Source organism: Saccharopolyspora sp. NPDC049426 (assembly GCF_040676935.1).
GTDB lineage: Bacteria > Actinomycetota > Actinomycetes > Mycobacteriales > Pseudonocardiaceae > Saccharopolyspora.
On sequence record NZ_JBFAPZ010000004.1, the window covers coordinates 245,952 to 269,631 of the forward strand.

Sequence of the window (23,680 nt, forward strand, 5' to 3'; positions counted from 1 at the left end):
TGGTTGAAACGCCTGCGGAAGGGAGCGCGCGTGATCGTGTTCGGGGTCGTGCTGCTGATCGCCGGAGCGGTGGTGGCCGTGGCGTTCGGCGGTGACGCCGGAGGCTGGCTGTTGCCGGTCGGCCTGATGGCCGCGGGACTGGGAATCAGCCTCGCGGGCCTGGTCGCACGGCTGCGCCGGTCACCGGTGCGGGCCGCGGTGCGCGCGCACCGAGCGGGTGCGGCGGGCTCGCCGATCGACCGGCTTCGCGCGGTGCCCGCGATGGTGGGCACCACCGCACGCGGCCGCAATCCCGAACTCCCGCGCTACCAGCTGCTGCTGTGGCTGATCGCCGTGGTCTACCTGGTCTCGCCGATCGACTTCATCCCGGAGTTCCTGCCGCTGCTGGGCATCGGCGATGACATCGGCGTCGCGAGCTGGTTGCTGAGCAGCCTCTACGCGGAGTCGGGCAACTACATCGCCGCCCGGCAGCAGCCGCGCGAGGTCGAGCCGGGCGAGCCTCAGTAGGAGTCGCCGGGCTGGCGGTGCTGCGCGCCGGGTTCGTCGTCGGCCCGGTGGCGGTTCTTGCGGCGGCCGAAAAGCCCGTGGTCGATCGACCAGTTGCCCGCGTTGAAGCCCATCGCGAGGGCGGCGGCGCCGACGGCGAGGGGCAGTTCGAACCCGCTCGGCGCGAACAGGCCGTGCGGCAGGTGCACGAACAGGATCGCCCCGGCCATGTTGATGGCCACCGCCAGCCCGACCAGCGGCAGCGCGATGCCGAGGATCAGCAGGATCCCGCCGGCGAGTTCCACCACGGCCGCGTACCAGGCGGCGATCTGCGGGAAGGGGATTCCCATCTTGCCGAAGTTCTCGGCCGTGGTCGGAATTCCCCAGGTCACGAGCTTCTGCCACCCGTGCGCGATGAGGATGATCCCGATCCCGATGCGGCCGATCAGCGTGAGCAGGCTCCGAAGCGCGATCATGTCGACTCCCGTGTTGAACACCTAGCGTCGAAGCACAGTGTCACGGCGATCGAGACAACCGACATCTCGGACCGCTGAGGTGGTGCGGCCCCGGCGGTCGCTCCTGCCGGGGCCGCATCACCTCAGGGCCTCACTTGAGCAGGTTGCGGGCCATGACCATGCGCTGGACCTGGTTGGTGCCCTCGTAGATCTGGGTGATCTTGGCGTCGCGCATCATGCGCTCGACCGGGAAGTCGCGGGTGTAGCCCGCGCCGCCGAACAGCTGGACCGCGTCGGTGGTGACCTCCATGGCCACGTCCGAGGCGAAGCACTTCGCGGCGGCGGAGATGAACCCGAGGTTGGGCTCGCCGCGCTCGGCGCGGGCCGCGGCCACGTAGACCATCTGGCGGGCCGACTCGACCTTCATCGCCATGTCGGCGAGCATGAACTGCACGCCCTGGAACTCGGAGATGGACTTGCCGAACTGCTTGCGCTCCTTGACGTAGTCCAGCGCCTGGTCCAGCGCGCCCTGCGCGATGCCGACCGCCTGCGCGCCGATCGTGGGACGCGTGTGGTCCAGGGTCTTCAGCGCCGTCTTGAACCCGGTGCCCGGCTCGCCGATGATCCGGTCGGCCGGGATGGTGGCGTCCTCGAAGTACAGCTCGACGGTCGGGGACCCCTTGATGCCGAGCTTCTTCTCCTTCGGCCCGACGGTGAAGCCCGGGTCGTCGGCGTGGACGGCGAAGGCGCTGATGCCGTTGGCACCCTTCTCCGGGTCGGTCACGGCCATGACCGTGTACCACTTGGACACACCGCCGTTGGTGATCCAGCACTTGCTGCCGTTGAGCACCCAGTTGTCGCCGTCGAGGCGGGCGCGGGTCTTCATGGCCGCGGCGTCCGAGCCGGCCTCGCGCTCCGACAGCGCGTAGGACGCGGTGGTCTCACCGGTGGCGATCGCGGGCAGGACCTGCTTCTTGAGGTCCTCGGAGGCCGACAGGATGATCGGCATGGTGCCGAGCTTGTTCACCGCGGGGATCAGCGAGGAGGACCCGCACACGCGCGCGACCTCTTCGATGACGATGCAGGTGGCCACCGAGTCGGCGCCCTCGCCGCCGTACTCCTCCGGGATGTGGGTCGCGGCGAAACCCGCCTTGACCAGGGCGTCGAGCGCTTCCTTGGGGTAGCGCTCCTGCTCGTCGACCTCCGCCGCGTGGGGCGCGATCTCCTTCTCGGCGAGGGCGCGCACCGCGTCGCGCAGCGCGTCGTGCTCCTCGGCGAGCTGGTAGGTGTCGAAGTTCGGGTCCACCGGGTCCCTCCCTAGTCCCGTCGCATCGCCGCGGCGGGGTTTCGTCGCAATGCCGCCCGCGTCACGCGGCGGACCGTTGTCGACGCCATCGTAACGGCACTGAGTGCCACTAGCAATTCGCCGGTGCTATATTCCGGCCATGTCCGAGGCAGTCGCTGCGGCGCCCAAGTCCCGTTCCGGACGCACTCCGCACGGCCGCCGGAAGGTGCGCAGCGCGATCGCGGTCGCAGCGCTGGAGAAGTTCGCCGAGCAGGGCTTCGAGGCGACCACTGTGGACCAGATCGCCGAGGCCGCCGGGGTCGGCAGGCGGACCTTCTTCCGGTACTTCCGGTCCAAGGAGGACGTCGTGTTCCCAGGGCACGACGAACGGTTGGCCGAGGTCGTGGAGCTCCTGGAAGCGGCCTCCGCGGACGCCGACCCGCTGGTGGTGCTGGGGGAGGCGGCGGAGTTCGTGCTCGGGATGTACCTGGAGGATCCCGAGGTTTCGCGCAAGCGCTCGGAGCTGACCAGGCAGGTCTCCTCCCTGCGGGACAAGGAGATCGCGAGCATCGACCGCTACCAGCGCGTCTTCGCCCGCTACCTGCGCGCCCGCTTCGCCGATCAGCCCGATGGCGAGCTGCACGCGGCCGTCGCCGCCGCGGCGGTGGTCGCCGCGCACAACCACGTGCTGCGCCAGTGGCTGCGCAGCGGGGGAGAGCTCGACGCCAGGGCAGCGCTGCGGCACGCCACCGATCAGCTCGGTGAGGCGCTCTCGGGCCAGTGGCCCGGGGGGAGGTCCGATGAGGACCAGGACCGCGAGTCGGTCGTGGTGGCGGCGGTGCGCACCTCGGCGTCGTCCGAGGTGGTCCTCAAGCAGGTGCGGGAAGCCCTGCGCGGAATCGAACGCTGAATCCACGGCACTGAGTGCCGGAAGCGATCTCGATCAGTCACGTGTTGATTACATTCGTGGCTTCAGTGTCGAATGAAAACAACACGGGGCGGGGACGGCCTGACCCGGACGCCGCCGCCCACCCCGCATCGAAGGGAAGAGCCCTCAGCGCACGAACGCCTCGATGGCGTCGGCGCCGGCAGCAGCGCCTCCCGAGGAGCGCACGACCTCGCGCATGCGGGCGAGGTCGGCGCGAACGTCCGGGTCGGCGGCCACCCGGTCGACGGTGTCGCGGAGCTCGGCCGCGGTGACGGTGTCGGAGTCGAGCGCGGCGCCGAGCCCCAGCTCCTCGGTGCGGGCGGCGTTGGCCGACTGCTCGGGCATCTGCGGCACGGCGATGAGCGGAACGCCGGCGTGGAGCGACTCCATGGTCGAGTTCATCCCGGCGTGCGAGACGAACGCCTTCGCGTGCCGCAGCACGGCGGGCTGCGGGAAGGACCGGCGGACGTCGAAGGTGGGCGGGACCTCGCCGAGCTCGGCCAGGTCGATGCGCGAACCGACCGACATCGCCACCTGCCACGGGCTGTCGGCGAACGCCTCGATGCACAGCCGGTAGAACTCCGGCCGCTCGTTGAACGCTGTTCCCAGCGAGATGAACAGCAGCGGGCGTTGCGGATCGGCGGGGGAGTAGGGCTCGTCCGCGCGGTCGCCCAGAAGCGGTCCGATGAACCGGAAGCGCTCGTCGAAGGTCTCGTGCTCGAGCTGGAACTCCTCGGGCAGGAACACCAGGTTCAGCGCCGCCGGGGCCCCGCCGAGGAAACTCGGTGCCTCGACACCGAATTCGGCGCCGAGCTCGCTCAGCGCGGTCTGGATCTGGAGCAGGGCGTCCGGCGGCGGGAAGCCCGCGGACTGAGCGTGCTCGGCCATCACCGCGGTGCGCAGGTCGAACTTCTCGTTGCCCGCGAAGTTGGGGACCAGCGCGATCGCCGGGATCCCGAGCTTCTCGGCCAGCATCCGGCCGTAGGCGGTCATTCCGTCGCTGCACACCGCGTCCGGTGGGGCGTCGCCGAAGTGCTCGAGCAGCACAGGCAAGCACTTGCGGACGTCGTCGACGAAGAACTCGGCCATGGTCCGCATGCGCTCGGGGGTGAAGTGCTGCCCGCGACCACCGAGCTCCGGGATCTTGGTCGGCAGCTCGATCACCTCGGCGCCGGTGGCGCGCACGGGCTCGATCGCGTCCGCGCCGACGGCGTAGGTGACCCGGTGGCCGCGGTCGAGCAGTTCGGTGACCAGCGCCAGCGTCGGGTTGACGTGCCCGAACGCGGGCACGCTGGTGAACAGGAAGTGCTTCTTCATGGCTCCTCGAGAACGGTTACAGCGGGCGGCGGAAGCCGTGGACCGCGATGGTGATGCCGATGGCGCACAGCAGGGCGCTGGTGGCCAGCGCGGAGATCACGCCGGTGCCGGTGGGCAGGGCCAGCGAGAGGTTGCGGGAGGCGTCCACGGCGTAGGTCAGCGGGTTGATCTTGGCGACGATGCCCAGCCAGTTCGGCAGCGCCTGGATGGGGACGAACGCGCTGGAGGCGAACATCAGCGGGAACATCGCCAGGAACCCGATGCTCTGCATGACCTCTTCCTTGCGCAGCCAGGCGCCGAGCGCGAGGAAGATCCACGACAGCGACCAGCTGACGAACAGGGCGAGGCAGAACGCGCCGAGCGTGCCGGCCAGGCCCCCGGCTGGCGCGAAGCCGAACACGAGGGAGGCGACGGTCAGCAGGACGATCAGCTGCACCGCGGTGCGCACGAGATCGGAGAGGCTGCGGGCGATCAGCACCGAGCTCATCCCGATCGGCAGCGCGCGGAAGCGGGCGATGACGCCGTTCTTCATGTCGCTGACCAGCCCGACTCCGGACTGCATGGCGGCTCCGATGCCGGTGGTGACCAGGATGGCCGGCATCAGGTAGTTGATGTAGCTGCCGCCCTGGGAGGCGACGTCGCCCATCATGGCCTTGCCGAAGACCTGGCTGAACAGCACGAGCATGATCAGCGGCTGCAGCAGGCTGAAGATCACCACGCGCGGGTCCTTGACCACGGCGCGCAGCGAGCGGCCGGTGAGCACGCGGATCTGGGTGGGGTAGGAGGCGCCGCGCCATCGGCGTGGGGTGGCCGTGCGCGCGGCGGGCGGGGAGGGGGCGGTGGTGGTCATGGCGTTCCTCAAGCGGCGGGAGCGTGGTGGGCGAGGGCGAGGTAGACGTCGTCGAGGGTCGGTTCCCCGAGCCCGAGGTCACCGATGTCGATGCCGGCGTCGTCGAGCGCGCGGACCACGTCGGCGAGCTGGCGGGAGGCGCTGACCGGGATGGTCAGGCGCGCCTCGTCGTGCGCGGGGTCGAAGCCCGCGGTGCGCAGTTCCCGCAGCGCGTCGGTGACGTGGGAGCTCTCGGTGAGGGTGGCGTTGACGGTGCGCTGGCCGACCTGGGCCTTGAGCTGCTCGGCGGTTCCGGTGGCCACGACCTTGCCCGCCGACAGCACGGTGATGGAGTCGGCGAGGCGGTCGGCTTCGTCGAGGTACTGGGTGGTGAGCAGGACGGTGGTGCCGTCGGCTACGAGGTTCTCCACGATCTGCCACAGGTTGAGCCTGCTGACCGGGTCGAGTCCGGTGGTGGGCTCGTCGAGGAAGATCACGTCGGGGTGTCCGACGAGGCTGGCGGCGATGTCCAGCCTGCGCCGCATGCCGCCGGAGTAGGTGCGGGCCGGGCGTCGTGCGGCCTCGACGAGGTCGAAGGTGTGCAGGAGTTCGTCGGCCCGCTGCTTGGCCTCGCGGCGGCTGGCGCCGAGCAGGCGGGCGATGAGCACGAGGTTGTCGTAGCCGGAGAGCTGCTCGTCGACGGCGGCGAACTGGCCGGTCAGCCCGATGCGGGCGGTGACCTCGCGACGGTGGGTGACGACGTCGAGCCCGGCGATGCTGGCGGTTCCGCTGGTGGGCGGTAACAGCGTGCTGAGGATGTTGATCAGCGTGGTCTTGCCGGCTCCGTTGTGGCCGAGCAGGCCCAGCACGCTGCCTTGGGCGACGGCGATGCTGACGTCGTCGAGCGCGGTGACGTCGCCGAACTTCTGCGTGATGTGGTGCGCTTCGATGATCGGATCGGTCATCGGGACTCCTGGGGGTCGTCGGTGGTCTCGGCCAGGGCTCCGTGCAGCAGCACGTCGACGCGGGCGCGGATCGCGGCGGTGTGGTCGACCTCGGAGGTGTCCGAGGAGGTGGCCGTGAACCGGATGCCGAGCACGAGCGCCTGCAGGTAGCTGGCGAGGTCCTCGGCTGGGATCCGCAGCTCCTGCGGATCGACCAGCGAGGCGAGGGCGGTGGTGAGGTCGCGGATGAACTGCTCGCGCACCTCTGGAAGACCTGCGGGCTTTCCCCCGGGGCCTCCGCGCAGGTCGAATCCGGAGGCCGCGAGCGTGTGGACGAGTTCGCCGAAGCTGGTGAAGTGCTCCAGGAACAGCTGGGCTGCTTCGGTCAGCCTGGCGGCGAGGTCGATGTCGCGGGGTACGGCGCGCACGGTGGCGCACAGCTCGTCCGGGCGCAGCGCGGCTGTCACGCAGGCGTGCAGCAGCTCGGTCTTGTCGGCGAAGGCGCGGAACACGGTGCCTTCGGCGATCCCGGCGGCGTGGGCGATCTGCTTGGTGGTGACGTGCGCGCCGTGTTCGCGCACGAGGGGCAGCACGGCCGTGACGATCGCTTCCCGCCGCTGCTCGGGGCTCATCGCCGAGGCACGCCGGCGCGGTGGTTCAGAACTCACGCCACCAAGGTAGGAGTGAGTGCTCACTCATGTCAATGAGCGCGCACTCACTCCGTGCGGAGTTCGAATGGTCGTTAGCCTCTGCGACTTCAGTGTCGAATGAGATAAAGCCACGAAGGCAAACGGCAACACAAACGCGGAGGAGGAGAGCGGGGAGGGCGCGCCGCCTGGTCCTGGGAGGTGTTGCTGCGACCGTGGGCGGCGCGCCGGCTCAGCGGGTCAGTCGTAGCCGCGGATGACGTGGCTTTCGTCGTCTTCGGTCTCGACTGATTCCCGGCGGGTCTGGACCGGCAGGTCCAGGTCCACGTCCGGGTCAAAGGAGTCCTGCTGGGCTACTCGATGATCTGAGAGCGTCATGGCGGGGCTCCTCTCGGCAACGGATTTCACCGGCCGATCGTCCGTCGCGAGTGGACAGATCGCATGTGGGACGCGCCACGCGGGCTGGGGAATCCCCCGGACGAGCTGGCTTTCTTATCAGTATTAGCTTCTATAACTTCAGTGGTAGCTGAAATAAATGCTCCGCATTCCGACTCGCCCAAGCACTCGAGAAGACGCAGAGGAAGTCCAGGTCAGGCCTTCGGAGTCAGGCGGGTGCCGGCTCGTGCACCGAGGAAGTCGCCGTTTTCGACGACGGTCTTGCCGTCCAGGCACACCCACGGGATGCCCGCGGGTGCTCGCATCGGGTCCTGGTAGTCGCCGACGTCCACGACGGTGTCGGCGTCGAAGGCCACGAGGTCGGCGACCATGCCCGGGGCGATCCGACCGCGGTCGGGGATGCGGAAGGTCTCGGCGGGCAGGGAGGTCATGCGGCGGATGGCCTCGGGCAGCTCCAGCACGCCTCGTTCGCGGACGTAGCGGCCCAGGACTCGGGGGAAGGTGCCGGTCATGCGCGGGTGCGGTCTGCCTCCGTTGCCGGGTGGCAGGCCGTCGGAGCCGATCATGGTGCGGGTGTCGCGGAGGGCGAGTTCGAGGTCGTCCTCGTGCATGCAGAAGTGGATCATCGCCACGCGGAGCTCTTCGGTCACCAGGACGTCGATGAGGGCGCTGATCGGGTCGGTGCTGCGGGCGTCGGCGATGTCGGCGAGGGTGCGTCCCTGGTGGCGGTGGCTGGGTGTGGTGGCGATGAGGATGCGGTCGAAGTGGGTGGTCTTGCCGATCGCGGCGGTGAGCTCGGCGTGCGCATCGGTGGCGGTGAGCTTGGCGAGGGTGTGCTCGGAGTCGCCGGTGAGGTAGTCGGTGGGCAGCACCGAGGTGAGGGTGGTGGAGGAGGCGGTGTAGGGGTAGACGTCCTGGTGGACGGTCTGCCCGGTCTCGCGGGCCCGGTGGATGCGGGCGAGAGCGTCGGGCATCGTGCCCCAGTTGCGCGGGCTGGTGGCCTTGAGGTGCGACAGCTGGGTGCGGCCGGTGACGTGGCCGATGCGCAGGGCTTCGTCGATGGCGTCGAGGAGGTGGTCGCCTTCGTCGCGCATGTGGGTGGCGTAGAGGCCGTTGCCGCCGAGGACGGTGGCCAGCGCGGTGAGTTCGTCGGTGGTGGCGAACAACGCCGGTGGGTAGATCAGGCCGCTGGAGAGTCCGAAAGCGCCTGCGGTCATGCCTTCTTCGAGCATCGCGCGCATGTGGTGGAGCGCGTCGGCGTCGGGCGCCGCGTCGGTCATGCCGGTGGCGGCGACGCGCAGGGTGCCGTGGCCGATGAGCGGGCAGTGGTTGGTGATGTGGCCTGCGGTGTCGGTGGCGTGGAAGAGCTCGGCGAAGCCGGTCCAGGTGGTGTTGAGGGGTGGGAAGAGGCGTTGCAGGAACGCGTTGTGGACGTCGGCGTGGGTGGTGGTGCGGGGTGCGAGGCTGAATCCGCAGTTGCCGACGACTTCGGTGGTGACGCCCTGCAGGATCTTGGTGGTGTCGTGTTCGGTGAGCAGGGGTGCGTTGTCGGCGTGCGAGTGGACGTCGATGAAGCCGGGTGCGAGGACGAGTCCGGTGAGGTCGCGTCGGGGGTGGTGCGGGGGCAGCGTGCCGGGTGGTTCGACGGCGGTGATGTGGTGGTCGTCGATGAGGACGTCGGCGGGTCGCAGGGGTGTGCCGGTGCCGTCGGCGATGAGTGCTCCGGTGAGCAGCTCGGTCATGGGCGTGCCTTTCTGGGAGCTGGGTCTCATCGGGAAATTCCGGCGGCTGGGGGTGGTGTTGTCGATGTTGTGGGAGAGGGGTGCGACGTGCACGGTGAGTTGAAGGTTCCGGGTGGCAAGTTGGTGGTGGTCGACCTGGAGGTGGTCGATGGCCGGTTGTCGGACGTGCGGTTGAGCGGGGATTTCTTCCTGGAGCCGGATGAGGCGTTGGAGGCGATCAACGCTTCGTTGGTGGGTGCGCCGGTGTCGGCGGAGCCGGAGGAGTTGGTGCGGCGGATTCGGGGTGGGTTGCCCGAGGACGCGCGGTTGGTGGGGTTCGGTCCGGAGTCGGTGGCCACGGCGGTGCGTCGGGCGTTGTCGCGGGCGTCGGGGTGGGGTGATCACGAGTGGGAGTTGGTGCGTGAGGGTGCGCGGTCGTCGTTGATGCACATGGCTTTGGACGAGGTGCTGGCCGAGGAGGTGGGTGCTGGGCGTCGGGGTCCGACGTTGCGGTTGTGGGAGTGGTCGTCGGCTGCGGTGATCTTGGGTGGGTTCCAGTCGGTGCGCAACGAGGTGGATCTGGATGCGGCTGCGCGGCTGGGGGTTGAGGTGGTGCGTCGTGTGACCGGTGGTGGGGCGATGTTCGTGGAGCCGGGGAACACGGTGACGTATTCGCTGTACGCGCCGCCGTCGTTGGTGGCGGGGATGTCGGTGGCGGAGTCGTATCCGTTCTTGGACGACTGGGTGTTGGGTGTGTTGCGGGATCTGGGGCTGGACGTGTGGTATCAGCCGTTGAACGACATCGCTTCGGGTGGCGGGAAGATCGGTGGTGCGGCGCAGAAGCGGATGGCTTCGGGTGCGGTGTTGCACCACGTGACGATGTCGTACTCGATCGATGGTGCGAAGCTCGGTGAGGTGCTGCGCGTGGGCCGGGAGAAGTTGTCGGACAAGGGTGTCGCGAGCGCTGCCAAGCGGGTGGATCCGCTGGCGCGGCAGACGGGTTTGGCGCGTGAGGTCGTCATCGAGCGGCTGATCGAGGGGTTCCGGTCGCGGTTCGGGCTCGTGGAGGGGCCGGTGAGCGCGGTGGAGGAGGCGCGCGCTGGGGCGTTGGTGGAGTCGAAGTTCGCGACGGATGCCTGGTTGTGGCGGGTGCGGTGATCAGGTGATGACGTTGGGGACGCCGGGGGTGTTGCGTTTGCGGCGGAGCCAGATCTTGCGGGTGCCGTCGGCGTAGAGGAGGACGCGGGAGAGTTCCCAGCCGGAGTATTCGGCGTGGATGCTGAGTTGGGTCGCTGCGCTGATGCGGGTGATGCCGGGTGGGAGGCGCAGCGGCCGGTATTCCCAGTCGGTGTCGGTGTTTTCGGTTTGTGCGGTCACATTCTCACCACCTGGTATCCGGCGCCGTTGGCGGAGGCGATGTAGAGGGTTCGGGTGTTGGGGTCGATGGTGATGGTGTCGGGTTGGCTGATGGTGGGGATGCGGTGGGTTTCTCGGGGTTCGCCGCCTGCGATGTCGTAGCCGACGAGTTCGTTGGTGGTGGTGAGGGTGACCCAGGCGGTGTCGGTGGTGGGGTCGTAGGCGAGTGCGTAGGGGGCGCCGGGGACGGGGTAGCGCTGTTTGAGGATGAGGGGGTCGGTGCTGAAGGCGAGGAGTGCTTGGCCGCGGGTGTCGATGGTGAGGATGCGGCCGTAGCGGTCTTGGGTGGTGTTGGTGGCGCCTTCGCCTGCTCGGAGTCCTGCGCCTTTGTCGCCGGTGGTGGTGTTGATGGGGGTGATGGCGGTGGTGAGGCGGTCGAGGACGTAGAGCTGGCCGGCGTGGTGGAGCAGTTGTGCGGGGCCTGGGAACTTCTCGGTGGTGGTGCCGGGTTTGCCTTGGTCGAGGATGGTGATGGTGCCGGTGTCGCGGAGGGCGACGGCGGTGCGGTGGGTGTCGAGGTCGATGGCGTCGACGGGTGCGCCTGCGACGGGGGTGGGGTGTGCGGTGGTGGTGCGCAGGTCGATGCGGGTGATCTGGTGTGCGTCGGGGAGTGCTGCGAGGACCTGGCCGTGTTGGGCGTGGATGGTGGCCGGTGGTGCGGGCAGGTCGAGGGTGCGGCGGTTGCCGGTGGTGGTGTCGATGAGGTGGAGCTGGGGGCCGGCGGCGAGCACGAGGGTGTGGGTGTCGCGGTCGTAGGCGGTGTGCTGGGTGGGTGGTGCGGGGTGCACGGTGCCTGCGGGTGGGGTGGTCGCCGGGGGTGAGGTGGCGGGTGTGGCGGCGGTGAGGGTGTCGGTGACCTGGAGGGGGTCTGTGCTGTCGTCCATGCCGCACCCGGTGAGGAGGGTGAGGGTGAGGCAGGTGATGACCAGACGACGCAACGAGGTCCTCCTGTGGTGGTGCTGCCCTGCGGTGTTGCCGCTTCCGCTGGGTGGTTTCTGCTTCCTCCAGCATCCCTGATCGGGGGATGGTGGGTGCAGGGTGCCCCCTTGTGGGTGGTGACCCATCAGCTTGGCACGTCGTGGGTGTGGCGGGAAGTGCTACTGGGTTTCGGGGTAGGTGTGCTGGGGTGCGCTGATGTCGTCGAGGGCGGCGCGGATGGCTGGGGGGAGGGTGAGGTCTTCGGTGGTGAGGGCGGTTTTGAGTTGGGGTGTGGTGCGGGCGCCGAGGATGGGGGCGGTGATGCCGGGGCGGTCGCGGACCCAGGCGAGGGCGACGTGGGCGGGTGTGGTGTTGAGTCCTTCGGCTGCGGTGAGCAGGGCTTGGACGATGCGGGCTGCGCGTTCGGTGCGGTGGTGTTCGACGTAGCCGGCGAGGTGGGTGGTGGCGCCGCGGGAGTCGGGTGGGGTGGCGTTGCGGTATTTGCCGGTGAGGACGCCGCGGCCGAGGGGCGCCCAGGCGAGGATGCCGAGTTGGTGGTGTGCGGTGGCGGGGACGACTTCGCGTTCGATGCCGCGTTCGAGCAGGGAGTATTCGACTTGGGTGGAGATGAGGGGTGTGCGGGTGGGGTGGTGGTGCTGGTGTGCGGCGGCGGTGGCGGTTTGCCAGCCGGTGTAGTTGGCGATGCCGGTGTAGCGGACGCGGCCGGTGGTCACGGCGGTGTCGAGTGCGGCGAGGGTTTCGTCGAGGGGGACGTTTGGGTCCCAGGCTTGGAGTTGCCAGAGGTCGATGTGGTCGGTGCCGAGGCGGCGGAGTGATTCGTCGAGGGCGTTGAGGAGTGCGCCGCGGGAGGCGCCGCCGCCGAAGGGGCCGGGTTTGCGGCGGGCGGCGGCTTTGGTGGCGAGGATGATCTCGTCGCGGGGGATGTGGTGGGTGAGCAGGTCGCCGAGGATTTCTTCGGCGTGGCCGTCTTGGTAGACGTCGGCGGTGTCGATGAGGGTGCCGCCTGCGTCGTGGAAGGTGGTCAGCTGTTCGGCTGCGTCGTCGGCGGTGACGTCCAGGCCCCAGGTCATGGTGCCGAGGGCGAGTCGGGAGACGCGGAGGCCGCTGTGGCCGAGTTGTCGCTGTTCCACGGTGTTGCAGGGTATTCGGTGTGGTGGATGTGGCTGGTGAGGTCGGCTCGGCGGGTCCGATTGTGAGTGTTGTGGATCACATCATTGGTGGTGTGTCGCAGGGTTGGCTGCGGTGGGTGACGGTTCGGGCGCTGACCTGCCCTGATGGGGTGATCAAGGGTGGGGGAGGTCGTTGCCGGGTGATGCTGGAAGATCTGGGGACCGGGCCGGAAGTTTCGGGTGCGGCCCGGGGTTCCCTTTTCGATCGTGTGGAGTGGGTTTCGTGTCGTGGTTGCAGGCCATGGTGCTGGCCGTGGTCCAGGGGCTCACCGAGTTCCTGCCGATTTCCTCGTCCGGGCATCTGTCGATCGTGTCGAAGTTGTTCTTCGGCGAAGACGCAGGTGCCTCGTTCACCGCGGTGACGCAGATCGGTACCGAACTGGCGGTGGTCATCTACTTCATCGGTGACATCGTCCGGCTGGTCGCCGTGTGGTTCCGCGGGCTGTTCAGCGCTCAGGTGCGCGCCACGCAGGACTACAAGCTGGCCTGGTACGTGATCGTGGGCAGCCTGCCGATCGGCATCCTGGGCTTCTTCTTCCAGGACTACATCCGCTCGACGCTGCGCAGCCTGTGGATCACCGCGGCGACGCTGGTGATCTTCGGTGTGCTGATGGGGTTGGCCGAGCGGTTCGGCAAGCAGTTGCGCGCTCAGGCGCGGTTGCGGCTCAGCGATGGTGTGCTGATGGGTTTCGCGCAGGCGTTGGCGTTGATCCCCGGTGTGTCGCGTTCCGGCGGGACGATCACCGCGGGTCTGGCGCTGGGTCTCACGCGTGCGACGGCGGTGCGGTTCTCGTTCCTGCTGGCGATTCCGGCGGTGTTCGCCGCGGGGTTGTCGGAGGTCTCGCACGTGTTCGAGCCCAGCCCGTACGGGCTGCAGCCGTCGGCGGCGCAGATGATCGTGGCCACGGTGGTGGCCGGGGTGATCGGGTACCTGGTGATCGCGTGGTTGCTGCGCTTCGTGGAGAAGCACAGCGTCTACCTGTTCGTCTGGTACCGGATCGCGCTGGGTGCGGCGGTGTTCGCGCTGCTGGGCTTCGGTGTGATCCAGCCGTGAGGCGGTGACGTCGCACAACGGGTGTCGGGGCGGTCCGGTCGGGCCGCCCCGGCTTTTTTGTTCGTGCGGGCCCTGCGGGTGGTGGGGTGTGCGGTGAGGCCTACCCTCGGCGGACGTGGCGACTCTCATCCTGCTTCGGCACGCCCGTTCGGCGGCCAACGGTTCCGGTGTTCTGGCCGGGCGCACGCCCGGTGTCGGTCTTGACGAGACCGGCAGTGGTCAGGCCGCGGGTCTGCCCGCGCGGCTGGAGGGCGTGCCGTTGAGCCGGGTGGTGGTGTCTCCGCTGCAGCGCTGCCAGGAGACGGTGGCCGGGCTGGTGCGGCAGCGCGAGATCGAGCCGCTGGTCGAGGAGCGGCTGGCCGAGGTCGACTACGGCGACTGGACCGGCCAAAAGATCAAGGAGCTGACCGGGCAGGAGCTGTGGAAGGTGGTGCAGCAGCACCCGTCCGCGGCGGTGTTCCCCGGTGGTGAAGGGCTGGCGCAGGTGCAGTCGCGGGCGGTTGCGGCGGTGCGCGAGCACGACCGGCAGGTCGGGTCCGACCAGGTGTGGTTGTTGTGCAGCCACGGTGATGTGATCAAGTCGGTGCTGGCCGACGCGCTGGGGCTGCACCTGGATTCCTTCCAGCGGATCGTGGTCGACCCGTGCTCGGTGAGCGTGGTGCGCTACACCGAGACGCGCCCGTTCGTGCTCAAGATCAACGACACCGGTGGTGATGTCTCCGGGTTGCTGCCGCCGAAGGAGGAGTCGTCGTCCTCGGACGCCGTGGTCGGTGGCAGCACCGGCGAGCGCTCCTAGCTCCCGCGCCGCGCCGGTGCCGGCGCGGCGGGTTCGGGCAGCACGCGGAACACCAGCCAGCTCACCAGCGGCATGAGGATCAGCGGTGTCAGGGCCGTCTGCAGCGAGGTGGTGTCGGCCAGGCGTCCCAGCAGGGGGCTGATCAGGCCGCCGATGCTCACGGTCAGTCCGAGGGTGAGGCCGCTGGCGGTGCCGATGCGGGAGGGCAGGTAGTCCTGCCCGAGGGTGACCTGCAGGGAGAAGGGCACGTAGAGCCCGGCCGAGGTCAGGGCCACGCACACCAGCATCGCCGGTCCGGGCACGTGGACCACCCCGGCGACCGCGGCGACCGAGATCAGGTAGGACCAGCGCGAGACGCGGACGCGGTCGTAGCGCTGGGCCAGACCTCCGCCCAGCACCGATCCCGCGGCGCCCCCGAGGAACAGCAGGAACAGGGCGATGGTTCCGGCGGCGGGCACGCCGGGCACGCGCTGCTGGGCGTGCACGGCGATGAAGGTGCTCAGGCCGATGAAGACGATGGAGCGGGCGATGACCGCCAGCGACAGCTTCACGAACGACGCCACGTCGTCGAGGCCCCGAGCCGGTGAGTCGGTGGTGGCGGGGCGGGCCTGGCCGAGCAGGCGCAGCACCGGCACGCACAGGGCGGCTCCGGCCAGCGCGGGCAGCACCAGCACCGGTGTCGCCCGCAGCGAACCGTGCCCGATCGCGAGCGCCACCACGATCGGGGCGAGGGCGAAGCCGACGTTGCCGCCGAGGGAGAACCAGCTCATCGCGGTGTGACTGCCCCGGCTGGCGATGCGGGCCGCGCGGGCGGATTCGGGGTGGTAGGCGGCCACGCCGATGCCCGACAGCGCCACGAAGGCCAAGGTCAGCGGGTAGGAGCCGCTCAGCCCGCTCAGCGCGATGCCCACCCCGCCCACGATGGTGCTGACCGGCAGCAGCCACGGCATCGGCCACCTGTCGGTCAGCGCGCCGAACAGCGGTTGGGTGATCGAGGACAGCAGCGAGGCGGCCAGCACGATGCCGGACGCGACGGCCAGGCTGTAGTGGCGCTCGGCGACGAAGAAGGGGATCAGCGCGGCGACGGCCCCTTGGTAGAGGTCGACGCAGGCGTGGCCGAGGGCCAGCAGGACGAGAGCGGGGTTGCTGCGCACCCGTTCATGCTTGGCCACCCCACCGGTGTCGCGCTGTCGATAGAGTGACCGTTGATACAGGAAATCCGCCACACCCCGGTCGCGCCGACGCGCACCCGGCGCCTGGCCTCCGGCGGTGAGATCGACGCCCACCGCCACGACGATCACCAGATCGCCTACGCCGGGCAGGGCACGATCGCGGTGAGCACCGACGGCGGCTCCTGGGTCGCGCCCGCCACCCGCGCGATCTGGATCCCGGCGGGCACCGTGCACCAGCACCAGGCCCACGGCGAAGTCGACCTGCACCTCCTCGGCCTGCCCGCCGAGGTCAACCCGCTGGGACTGGCCAAGCCGGCCGTGCTGGCGGTCAGTCCGCTGCTGCGCGAGCTCATCATCGCCTACACGCGCGCACCCGCTGACCGCAGCGCAGCCCGCCTGCGGCTGCGCGCGGTCCTGCTCGACCAGCTGGCGATCTCCCCCGAGCAGCCCCTGCACCTGCCGGCACCGTCGAGCCCACTGCTGCGGGATCTGCACGAGATCCTGCGCGCCGACCCCGCCGACAACCGGACGCTGGCCGAGATCGGGCGGCAGATCGGCGCCGGCTCCCGCACGCTGTCGCGCCGGCTGCGCGCCGAGCTGGGCCTGACCTACCACCAGTGGCGCACCCAGATCCGGTTGCACCACGCGCTGATCCTGCTGGCCGAGGACGTCGCCGTCACCGCCGTCGCGCACCGCTGCGGCTGGTCGTCGGCCAGCACGTTCATCGACGTGTTCCGCCGCGCCTTCGGCTACACCCCCGGCGCCGGCCCCGGGGAGCCAGCAGCTGGGTGAGACCGCGACACAACGACGGCGGTCAACAGTTGGTTCAGTCGAGGATCTCGACGAGGTGCAGGCGGGCGCGTGCCGGCAGGGTGCGCTGGTGGCCGTTGGTGAACACCACGGTGATGTGCCCGTCGTCGGTGCTGGCGAGGGTCTCCACGACGGCCACCGGTCCGATCGGGCCGTGCAGGCGCACCGGCAGTCCCGGGCGCAGGTTCGCCGCGGGCACCCGGCGCAGGTTGGTGGCGCGCGAGGCCGGCCGCAGCCTGCGGGTGAACACCCACCAACAGAGCAGCCCCGCCACGGCCAGCACCAGCGGCAGCCACACCCACAGCCAGGTCAGGGCCAGCCCCGCGGCCAGCCCGGTCAGCGCCGCCCACAGCCCCGAGGACAGGGCCAGCGGGCCGATCTGCAACCAGCCGGTGGTGCGGATCGTGCCGTCGGCGAGGGTGCCGCGGGGTGGTGTGGGTGGGGCTTGGTCGGGGAAGTCGAGGTCTTCGCCGTCGTCGCGGTGGAGGTGCTCGGTGGTGATCTTGGCGAGGGTTTCGTGCCCGTAGAGCGCTTCGTCGCGGATGGGGGTGAGCTCGCCGCGCACGAGCGTTTCGCGATCGGACAGGGGCTGGTGGGGGATGTGGTCGGGGTTCACCGCTCGCGCCACCTCCAGGTGCCGTCGTCGTAGTCGCACACGTACCGGTCGCCGTTCTGCCCGCGTCCGATGTCACCGGGTTCGTCGCAGGGCTGGCCTTCGGCGATCTCGGGCGGGCGTGGCGTCGATGGCGGGCTGGGCGTGGTCGTAGGGGTCGGTGTTGGGGTGCGCGGTGTCGGTGGTGGTGCGCTGGTGGTCGTTCGGGTGCTGCTGCGCGTGGTGGTGCTCGTGCTCGTCGTCGGCGGCGGCTGGCTGGTGGTGGGTGCTGCCGTGGTCGCCGGTGGGGGCGGCGGTGTGGTGGTCGGGGCCAGCAGCGTGACCTGCTGCGGCGGCTGCTGGGCGCGCGGGGGTTCGCCGGTGGCGGGCAGGTTGGCCACCACACCGGCTCCGGTGGCGGTGATCAGGGCCAATGCGGGCACCAGGCGCAGCACCAGCGGGCTCTTCCACCACAGGCGGCGCAGGAGGTCGGGGGGTTGGGCACGCACGTGGCGTCTCCTTCTTGCGGGGGTTGCGGGCACCTTACGCGCCCCCGGTGAACCGCGTCTCGCATCGCGGGGCGAAAAGCGTTGGCGTTGACGGAAAACGCACGACCCGACACGCAGCGTCAAGGCATCCGCGGTGGTGAGAGGTGTCGGTGCCGGGGTGCATCATCGACGCATGGTGATCGAACTGCGCAGTCGGGGCGAGATCGACGCCCTGGCCGAAACCGGGGCGGTGGTGGCCGCGATGCTGGCCGCGGTGAACTCCCACGTCGCTGCGGGAGTGTCGCTGGGTGAGCTCGACGAGATCGCCCGCGACGTCGCCGCCGGGGCCGGTGCGCGGCCGGTCGGAGGCCGGGTGATCTCCACGTCGGTCAACGACGAGATCACCGGAGGCGCAGCGGACGGGCGCGTGCTGGCCGAAGGCGATCTGCTCAGCGTGGCCGCAGCGCTGGAGCGGCACGGGTGGCACGCCCGCGCCGCCACGAGCCGCACCGTCGGCCCCGCCAGTGCGGGCGACAGGGCGCTGATCGAGGCCACCGGTCAGGCGCTGGCCGACGGCATCGCCGCGGCACGCCCCGGCGCCCGGCTCGGTGAGGTGTGCAGAGCGATCGGGCTGGTCGGGCGCAGCGCCGGCTACGGCATCCCTGCCGTGGGCGGGCACGGGGTGGGCAGGCAGGCCCGCCAGGACCCGGCCGTGCCCAACGACGGGCACCCGGCCCGCGGCATCCCGCTGCGCCCCGGGCTGGTGTTCAGCGTCGAACCGATCTTCACCGCAGGCGGCCACGACCACCTCGACCCCGACGGCGAAGTGCTGCGCCCCGGTGACGACAGCCGCGCAGCCCACAGCGGCCACACCCTCGCCATCACCGACACCGGCCCCCGCATCCTCACCACCTGACCACGGCGCCAGGCCGGTCAGGTCCCGCGGTGTCCCACCGGCGGCCGGTCGAACGCACTGCATGCGGAAAACAGCCCGCCTGCTGCTGACCATTCGGCAGGACCGACCTAGTCCACCACCAGCACCACCTTCCCCAGGTTGGCGCGGGACTCGATGACCTCGTGCGCTCGTGCCGCCCGGGCCAGCGGGATCTCGGCGTGCACGCGCGTGCGCAGCCAGCCCTCCCGATGCCAGTCCCACAACTCGTCCCGCCAGCAGGCGTGCAACGACGGTGCGGCGGGCGATGCCATGCGAAACCCGGTCGCCGAGGCGCCCCGCGTCATCAGCTCACCCGAGCAGATCGCGCCGGGCTGGGCGCCGAAGGTCACCAACCGTCCACCGCGGCCCAGAGCGCGCACCGCCTTGTCCAGCACCTCACCGCCCACGCACTCCAGGACGACGTCGACCGGTTCACCCCAGCTGGGATCGTCGTAGCCCACCACCGCATCAGCGCCCAGGGTGCGCACGAACGCGTGCTTGTCCTGCTTGGCGCCCACGGCGGCGACCACGCGGGCGCCGTGGGCGCGCACCAGCTGGATCGCCATCGTGCCGACCGCGCCCGCCGCCGCGGTGATCAGCACCGACTCTCCCCGGCCGACCACGCCCGCCGCGCACGCCCTGCGCGCCACCAGCCCGCTGCGCACCAGCGCCACCGCGGTCACCGCGTCGGCGTGGTCGGGCACCCGCGAGGCCATGTGATCGGCCAGCAGCACCCGCTCGGCGTAGGCGTGCTCGAAGCACAGCCCGGTGACCCGGTCGCCGAGCCGGAAACCCCGCGCCCCCGGGCCCAGCGCTTCCACCACCCCGGCGACCTCCCCGCCCAGCGGTATCGGCTCGGGCCCTTCGCGCACGCGGCGCACCGCGGGCCAGGTGACCCCGACCGCCTCGCTGCGCACCAGCAGCTGTCCAGGACCGGGCGCCGGGGTGGGGACGTCTTCGACGAACAGGACCTCCGGTCCACCGTTGATGACGTAGTTGACGCGTCGCATCACGCACACTCCTCGGAATTCGATGGGTCCACCAACGAAATCGAGAGTAGGAGGAAAACCGTGGGGGAGTCCAACGAATTTTCGGCTAGGGTGAGATCGTGGCCGAACAGGACAACACCCGCGCTCTGCACCACATCCAGTCCCTGCCCAGCTGGCTGACCGGGCGCGTCGCCGCGCGCGGCCGCGACCTGGTGGCCCACGCCCTGGCCGGTGAAGGGCTGCGGCTGAGCCAGCACGCCGTGCTGGCCGCTGTGGCCGAACACGGCCCGCTGGCCCAAGCCGAACTGGTGCGACGCCTGGAGATCGACCCCAAGGACGTCGTCGGACTGCTCAACGAGCTGGGGGACAAGGGCCTCGTGCAACGCAGGCCCGACCCGCGCGACCGCCGCAAGAACGCCGTGTCAGCCACCCCCGAGGGCCTGTCGACCCTGCAGCGCTGCGCCGCGCTGGCCGACCAGGCCAACCGGGAGCTGCTCACCCCGCTCAGCGCTGCCGAACGCGAACTGCTGATCACCCTGCTACGACGGCTGCACCACGCCGATCAGGCCCAGTAGCGGCGCACCTCGCCGGGAGCGAACGCGCCCCGGTCGGTGACCACCGTGGTCACCAGGTGCGGATCGGTCACGTCGAACGCCGGGTACAAGCCCCGCACCCGCGTGCTCGCGCTGCGGTGACCGAGGGTGTGCAGGACCTCGTCACCGTCGCGGAACTCGATCGGCACCTGCGCACCCGACTCGGTGTCGGGATCCGGGGCGTGGCACAACGCGTGGAACGGCACCCCGAACGCCTGGGCCGCCGTGGCCAGCTGCAACGTGCCCACCTTGTTGATCACCGAGCCGTCCATGGTGATCCGGTCGCTGGCGGTCACCAGCGCATCCACCCGGCCCTCGCGCATCAGCGAGGCCGGCATCGCGTCGGTCACCAGCGTCGTGGGCACCCCCATCTCCGCCAGCGACTCCGCGGTCAACCGCGCACCCTGCAGGTACGGGCGGGTCTCGGTGCAGACGAACTCCGGGCGCTTGCCCCCGGCCACCAGCGCCTCCACCAGCCCCAGCAGGTAGAGATCACCCCAGCAGTGCGTCAGCACCCGCGCGCCGTCGTCGAGCAGCGCCGCGCCGGCCTGTCCCATCTCGCGGCAGCGCCGCCGGTAGTCGGCATCGCCCGCGCGAGCACCGTCCCACGCCGCCGCGGCGACATCCTCGCGTCCGGCGATCTCTTCGAGCACGAACGCGGCGGCCTTGCGCGGCTGGTCGTTGGTCGGGCGCGTGGCGATCAACCGCCGGGCCGCCTCACCCACCCGGTGGCGAGCCACCTGCGGGTCCTGGCCCTCGGCCTGCCGGGCGGCCAGCACCAAACCCCACAACACCGCGAAGTACGGCCCGGAGGACTGGGTCACCATCTCCTCGATCGCCCGCGCGACCTCCTCCACCGTGCGCGCACGCACCCACCGGCGCTCGAACGGGAACACCCGCCGGTCCAGGATGTGCACACCGTCGTCGTCGAGCCGGACGCTGTCGGCGAGAACCGGCACGGGCACAGCGGAAGAAGACATCGAATCCTCAGGTCACGAGTCCGAAAGAAGCTGACGGACGAAAGCCTAACCAGCCGCGCGCACCCACCCGGCCACCACCAACTGGTTTGCTAGGCTCACGACACCGCGTTGATCGCCGCACCCCGCAGGCTTGATCACCCGAGGCTCCGCGACACCCGCGCCACCTCACCCACGCACCGCCCGGAGCCCGAAGGAACTCTCGTGACCCACCCCCGCCCCAGCGACACCGGACCCGTGCTGCACGCCGAGGACGTCGACGTCGTCCGCGACGGCGCGCACCTGCTGCGCTCGATCACCCTGCAGGTCCACCCCGGCCAGCACTGGGCACTGCTGGGCGCCAACGGCGCGGGCAAATCCACCCTGCTCAGCCTCCTGGGGGCCCACCAGCACCCCACCCGCGGCAGCGTGGAGGTCCTCGGGCACCGCCTCGGCGCCGTGGACATGCGCGCCCTGCGCAGCCTCGTCGGCCACGTCAACCCCCGCCACCCGCTCACCAGCCCGCTCACCGTCGGCCAGGTCGTGCTCACCGGAGCCACCAACACCACCGAGCTCGTCCCGCGCTGGCAACCCACCGACGCCGAAACCGCCCGCGCCGACCGGCTGATCAGCCTGTTGGGCATCGCCGACCGCACTCACGCCCGCTGGAACACCCTGTCCCAAGGCGAACGCGGCCGGGCGCTCATTGCCCGCGCCCTCATGCCCGCACCCCGCCTGCTGCTGCTCGACGAACCCGCCACCGGACTGGACCTGGCCGCCCGCGAACAACTGCTCACCAGCCTCGAAGACCTGCGCACCCAACACCCCGAGCTGGCCACCGTGCTGGTCACCCACCACCTCGAAGAACTCCCGACCGGCACCACCCACGCCATGCTGCTGCGCGAAGGGCACTGCCTGACCGCCGGCCCGGTCGAGCAGGTCATCACCAGCGACCACATCAGCAAGTGCTTCAACCACCCCGTGCACATCACCCGCGACCACGGCCGCTGGCACGCCCGCGCCCGCTGACCCCCGCCCTGCCGAGCACCGGGCCGGTGATCAACCGCGCAGCGCCAGGTAGGGCGCCAGCGCGAACAGGGTCACGATCAGCGCCCACCGCAGACTGCGGGTGGGCAGCGCGTGGGCGATCTTCCAGCCCACCACGACACCGACGAGTTCCGGGATGCCGACCACGGCGGCCAGGGGCCAGTTGATGGCGCCGTGAGCGAGATAGCCCAGCGCCCCCACGGTGGCGATGACCACCGATTGCGCTTGGGCGGAGGCCAGCGATTCCAGCACGGGCACCCCGAGGGCGACCAGCAGCGGCACCGTCAGCAACGGTCCGCCGATCCCCACCACACCCGAGATCACGGCCACGGCGAATCCCAAGCCCGCGACCACGGGCGCGGGTGGGTGCGCGCGTGCCGCCGCGGCCGGGGGCTTGCGGTGCAGGACCAGCGCGCCTGCCGCGGCCACGAGCACGCCGAGCACGATCCCGAACACGCGTGGGGAGACCAGCGTGTTGAGCAGCACCCCTAGCGGAGTTCCGAGCACGGCCGCGCCCGCCAGGATCAGCGCGGTGCGGCGCGTCTCGGGATCGCGCAGCTGACCGGAGCGGGTGTAGACACCGGTGGCCAGGACACCGGTGGCGACGTGGGTGACGATGGCGGTACCGGCCACCTCCGCCGGCGACACACCGGTCAGCGTGAACAGCCCGATCGTGGGCAGCACGCCGCCGGGGCCGACGGCGGTGATGCCGATTCCTCCGACGAGCCCGAACAGCCCGAGCAACACCACCACCAGCCACGGCACTCCGGCCATCACCTCACCGCCCCGGCTCGATCGAGCGCCTCACCGGCGCGGTTCGATGGCACAACGCCCTCCCGCCAGTTCGAGCAACCGATCATTTCGCCCCGCCGCGATGCAGCGTGGCGCGCAGGATCAGGCGGTCGGCGCGCATGCGGATCGACTCCACGTCCACCGCACGTCCCCCGCGGACACGCGTGCGGCGTTCGATGGCGAACACCGCCGCCCCGCTCGGGATCTGCAGCAGCGCCGCGGTGTTGGCATCAGCGGCCACGGCGTGCACCGCGATCTCGGCGCGCTCCAACGGGCAACCGGTGTGCTCTTCGATCAGCGCGAACACGTCCCGGCCGGCCAGATCCTCGGCCACGACCGCGGCCCCGACATCCGCGGTGAGGTAGCTGGTGTCCAGCGACAGGGGCAGTCCTGCTAGCCAGCGCAGCCGTTCGAGGTGCACACCACCGGCGCTGGGGTGGACTTCGAGCCGCTCGGCGATCGCGGCGGGCAACTCGGCCACGGTCTCGGCCACCCGCACCTCGTTGAACACGTTGCCGCACCCGGTCAGCGTCTCCGCCAGCCCCGCGAGCCGGTCCAGCCCGTGGCCGTACTTCGGTGTGCTCACCACCGTGCCCACACCCGGCTGACGGGAGACCAACCCCTCATCGCGCAACAACCCCAGCGCATCCCGGACAGCGTTGCGCGACGCGCCGAACCGCCTGCTCAACCTGCGCTCGTCCGGCAACCTGCCCTGATCGAAGCGGCCGGCCGTGATCTGCTGCCGCAGCACATCGGCCAGCTGCCGCGCCCGTTCAGCCCTCGGGCGCGAGGAAACCCCTCCAGCGGGCACGCGCCGCCCCGCGGTCGCGCTGACAGTTCGATTCACCGCGCCGACGGTACTGAGCACAGATCACGTCCGAGTTTCGCCACCCCACATGACCTGCGCGGACGCATGACCAGCGGG

27 protein-coding genes are annotated in these 23,680 nt (G+C 70.5%); 9 read left to right on the forward strand and 18 right to left on the reverse strand.

The features are described from left to right. Positions 1-30 precede the first annotated feature (30 nt). The gene (locus AB0J78_RS10080) at positions 31-507 is read left to right on the forward strand and encodes a DUF1232 domain-containing protein (protein WP_363788378.1); all 477 of its coding nucleotides are present in this window, start codon (positions 31-33) and stop codon (positions 505-507) included. On the opposite strand, the gene AB0J78_RS10085 is transcribed toward AB0J78_RS10080, so the two are convergent. Continuing rightward, complete coding sequence (locus tag AB0J78_RS10085; RefSeq protein WP_363788379.1) at positions 501-962, reverse strand: DoxX family protein; 462 nt, start codon at positions 960-962, stop codon at positions 501-503. The two genes, AB0J78_RS10080 and AB0J78_RS10085, sit on opposite strands and share 7 nt — an antisense overlap. Positions 963-1,092: 130 nt before the next feature. Further along, positions 1,093-2,247: an acyl-CoA dehydrogenase gene (locus AB0J78_RS10090; protein WP_363788380.1), complete on the reverse strand. Its 1,155-nt coding sequence runs from the start codon at positions 2,245-2,247 to the stop codon at positions 1,093-1,095. A gap of 139 nt (positions 2,248-2,386) precedes the next feature. On the opposite strand from AB0J78_RS10090, the gene AB0J78_RS10095 reads away from it, so the two are divergent. Next, a complete protein-coding gene (locus AB0J78_RS10095) occupies positions 2,387-3,136 on the forward strand; it encodes a TetR family transcriptional regulator (protein ID WP_363788381.1) in 750 nt (249 codons plus the stop codon). A gap of 144 nt (positions 3,137-3,280) precedes the next feature. Here the strand turns inward: AB0J78_RS10095 and AB0J78_RS10100 are convergent, their stop codons facing one another. From AB0J78_RS10100 to AB0J78_RS10125, 6 genes are all read right to left on the reverse strand, one after another. After that, the gene (locus AB0J78_RS10100) at positions 3,281-4,471 is read right to left on the reverse strand and encodes a macrolide family glycosyltransferase (RefSeq protein ID WP_363788383.1); all 1,191 of its coding nucleotides are present in this window, start codon (positions 4,469-4,471) and stop codon (positions 3,281-3,283) included. A gap of 16 nt (positions 4,472-4,487) precedes the next feature. Then, positions 4,488-5,321, reverse strand: coding sequence for an ABC transporter permease (locus AB0J78_RS10105; protein WP_363788385.1), 834 nt, complete (start codon positions 5,319-5,321; stop codon positions 4,488-4,490). 8 nt (positions 5,322-5,329) lie between these two features. Continuing rightward, positions 5,330-6,265: an ATP-binding cassette domain-containing protein gene (locus tag AB0J78_RS10110; RefSeq protein WP_363788387.1), complete on the reverse strand. Its 936-nt coding sequence runs from the start codon at positions 6,263-6,265 to the stop codon at positions 5,330-5,332. Next, the gene (locus AB0J78_RS10115) at positions 6,262-6,912 is read right to left on the reverse strand and encodes a TetR/AcrR family transcriptional regulator (RefSeq protein ID WP_363788388.1); all 651 of its coding nucleotides are present in this window, start codon (positions 6,910-6,912) and stop codon (positions 6,262-6,264) included. Before AB0J78_RS10115 ends, AB0J78_RS10110 begins: the two co-directional genes overlap by 4 nt. A gap of 219 nt (positions 6,913-7,131) precedes the next feature. Continuing rightward, entirely contained in the window at positions 7,132-7,269 is a 138-nt protein-coding gene (locus tag AB0J78_RS10120; RefSeq protein ID WP_363788390.1) for a hypothetical protein, read from the reverse strand. 212 nt (positions 7,270-7,481) lie between these two features. Then, positions 7,482-9,029, reverse strand: coding sequence for a D-aminoacylase (locus AB0J78_RS10125; protein ID WP_363788391.1), 1,548 nt, complete (start codon positions 9,027-9,029; stop codon positions 7,482-7,484). Between the two features lie 87 nt (positions 9,030-9,116). On the opposite strand from AB0J78_RS10125, the gene AB0J78_RS10130 reads away from it, so the two are divergent. Next, a complete protein-coding gene (locus AB0J78_RS10130; protein WP_363788393.1) occupies positions 9,117-10,166 on the forward strand; it encodes a biotin/lipoate A/B protein ligase family protein in 1,050 nt (349 codons plus the stop codon). On the opposite strand, the gene AB0J78_RS10135 is transcribed toward AB0J78_RS10130, so the two are convergent. From AB0J78_RS10135 to AB0J78_RS10145, 3 genes are all read right to left on the reverse strand, one after another. Further along, a complete protein-coding gene (locus AB0J78_RS10135) occupies positions 10,167-10,385 on the reverse strand; it encodes a DUF5703 family protein (RefSeq protein ID WP_363788394.1) in 219 nt (72 codons plus the stop codon). Beyond that, positions 10,382-11,362: a hypothetical protein gene (locus AB0J78_RS10140; RefSeq protein WP_363788396.1), complete on the reverse strand. Its 981-nt coding sequence runs from the start codon at positions 11,360-11,362 to the stop codon at positions 10,382-10,384. The genes AB0J78_RS10135 and AB0J78_RS10140 overlap by 4 nt, the downstream gene beginning before the upstream one ends. A gap of 159 nt (positions 11,363-11,521) precedes the next feature. Then, the gene (locus tag AB0J78_RS10145; RefSeq protein ID WP_363788398.1) at positions 11,522-12,493 is read right to left on the reverse strand and encodes an aldo/keto reductase; all 972 of its coding nucleotides are present in this window, start codon (positions 12,491-12,493) and stop codon (positions 11,522-11,524) included. A gap of 262 nt (positions 12,494-12,755) precedes the next feature. Between AB0J78_RS10145 and AB0J78_RS10150 the strand changes: the two genes are divergently transcribed. Next, a complete protein-coding gene (locus AB0J78_RS10150) occupies positions 12,756-13,586 on the forward strand; it encodes an undecaprenyl-diphosphate phosphatase (RefSeq protein WP_363788399.1) in 831 nt (276 codons plus the stop codon). 115 nt (positions 13,587-13,701) lie between these two features. Next, the gene (locus AB0J78_RS10155; RefSeq protein WP_363788401.1) at positions 13,702-14,382 is read left to right on the forward strand and encodes a histidine phosphatase family protein; all 681 of its coding nucleotides are present in this window, start codon (positions 13,702-13,704) and stop codon (positions 14,380-14,382) included. On the opposite strand, the gene AB0J78_RS10160 is transcribed toward AB0J78_RS10155, so the two are convergent. Beyond that, positions 14,379-15,536 (reverse strand): MFS transporter, encoded by a 1,158-nt coding sequence (locus tag AB0J78_RS10160; protein WP_363788403.1) that lies wholly within the window; start codon positions 15,534-15,536, stop codon positions 14,379-14,381. The genes AB0J78_RS10155 and AB0J78_RS10160 overlap by 4 nt on opposite strands. A gap of 54 nt (positions 15,537-15,590) precedes the next feature. On the opposite strand from AB0J78_RS10160, the gene AB0J78_RS10165 reads away from it, so the two are divergent. Continuing rightward, on the forward strand, positions 15,591-16,346 hold the full coding sequence (locus AB0J78_RS10165; protein WP_363788887.1) for a helix-turn-helix transcriptional regulator: 756 nt from the start codon (positions 15,591-15,593) through the stop codon (positions 16,344-16,346). A 34-nt stretch (positions 16,347-16,380) separates the two neighbouring features. On the opposite strand, the gene AB0J78_RS10170 is transcribed toward AB0J78_RS10165, so the two are convergent. After that, positions 16,381-16,980, reverse strand: coding sequence for a hypothetical protein (locus AB0J78_RS10170; protein ID WP_363788404.1), 600 nt, complete (start codon positions 16,978-16,980; stop codon positions 16,381-16,383). Then, positions 16,977-17,465 carry a hypothetical protein gene (locus AB0J78_RS10175; RefSeq protein ID WP_363788405.1) on the reverse strand — a complete coding sequence of 163 codons (489 nt, stop codon included), beginning with the start codon at positions 17,463-17,465 and terminating at the stop codon, positions 16,977-16,979. The genes AB0J78_RS10170 and AB0J78_RS10175 overlap by 4 nt, the downstream gene beginning before the upstream one ends. Positions 17,466-17,637: 172 nt before the next feature. Between AB0J78_RS10175 and AB0J78_RS10180 the strand changes: the two genes are divergently transcribed. Next, a complete protein-coding gene (locus AB0J78_RS10180; protein ID WP_363788406.1) occupies positions 17,638-18,360 on the forward strand; it encodes a M24 family metallopeptidase in 723 nt (240 codons plus the stop codon). 107 nt (positions 18,361-18,467) lie between these two features. Here the strand turns inward: AB0J78_RS10180 and AB0J78_RS10185 are convergent, their stop codons facing one another. Beyond that, positions 18,468-19,388 carry a zinc-binding dehydrogenase gene (locus tag AB0J78_RS10185; protein ID WP_363788408.1) on the reverse strand — a complete coding sequence of 307 codons (921 nt, stop codon included), beginning with the start codon at positions 19,386-19,388 and terminating at the stop codon, positions 18,468-18,470. 98 nt (positions 19,389-19,486) lie between these two features. Here AB0J78_RS10185 and AB0J78_RS10190 point away from each other — a divergent pair, with 98 nt between their 5' ends. Continuing rightward, positions 19,487-19,942 (forward strand): MarR family transcriptional regulator, encoded by a 456-nt coding sequence (locus tag AB0J78_RS10190; protein ID WP_363788409.1) that lies wholly within the window; start codon positions 19,487-19,489, stop codon positions 19,940-19,942. Here AB0J78_RS10190 and AB0J78_RS10195 read toward each other — a convergent pair. Next, positions 19,930-20,940, reverse strand: coding sequence for a s-methyl-5-thioribose-1-phosphate isomerase (locus AB0J78_RS10195; RefSeq protein ID WP_363788411.1), 1,011 nt, complete (start codon positions 20,938-20,940; stop codon positions 19,930-19,932). The two genes, AB0J78_RS10190 and AB0J78_RS10195, sit on opposite strands and share 13 nt — an antisense overlap. Positions 20,941-21,141: 201 nt before the next feature. Between AB0J78_RS10195 and AB0J78_RS10200 the strand changes: the two genes are divergently transcribed. Continuing rightward, complete coding sequence (locus tag AB0J78_RS10200; RefSeq protein ID WP_363788413.1) at positions 21,142-21,945, forward strand: ATP-binding cassette domain-containing protein; 804 nt, start codon at positions 21,142-21,144, stop codon at positions 21,943-21,945. 30 nt (positions 21,946-21,975) lie between these two features. Here the strand turns inward: AB0J78_RS10200 and AB0J78_RS10205 are convergent, their stop codons facing one another. Both AB0J78_RS10205 and AB0J78_RS10210 read right to left on the reverse strand, forming a co-directional pair. Beyond that, on the reverse strand, positions 21,976-22,737 hold the full coding sequence (locus AB0J78_RS10205; protein WP_363788414.1) for a sulfite exporter TauE/SafE family protein: 762 nt from the start codon (positions 22,735-22,737) through the stop codon (positions 21,976-21,978). A gap of 82 nt (positions 22,738-22,819) precedes the next feature. After that, complete coding sequence (locus AB0J78_RS10210; RefSeq protein WP_363788415.1) at positions 22,820-23,602, reverse strand: GntR family transcriptional regulator; 783 nt, start codon at positions 23,600-23,602, stop codon at positions 22,820-22,822. Positions 23,603-23,680: the final 78 nt, after the last annotated feature.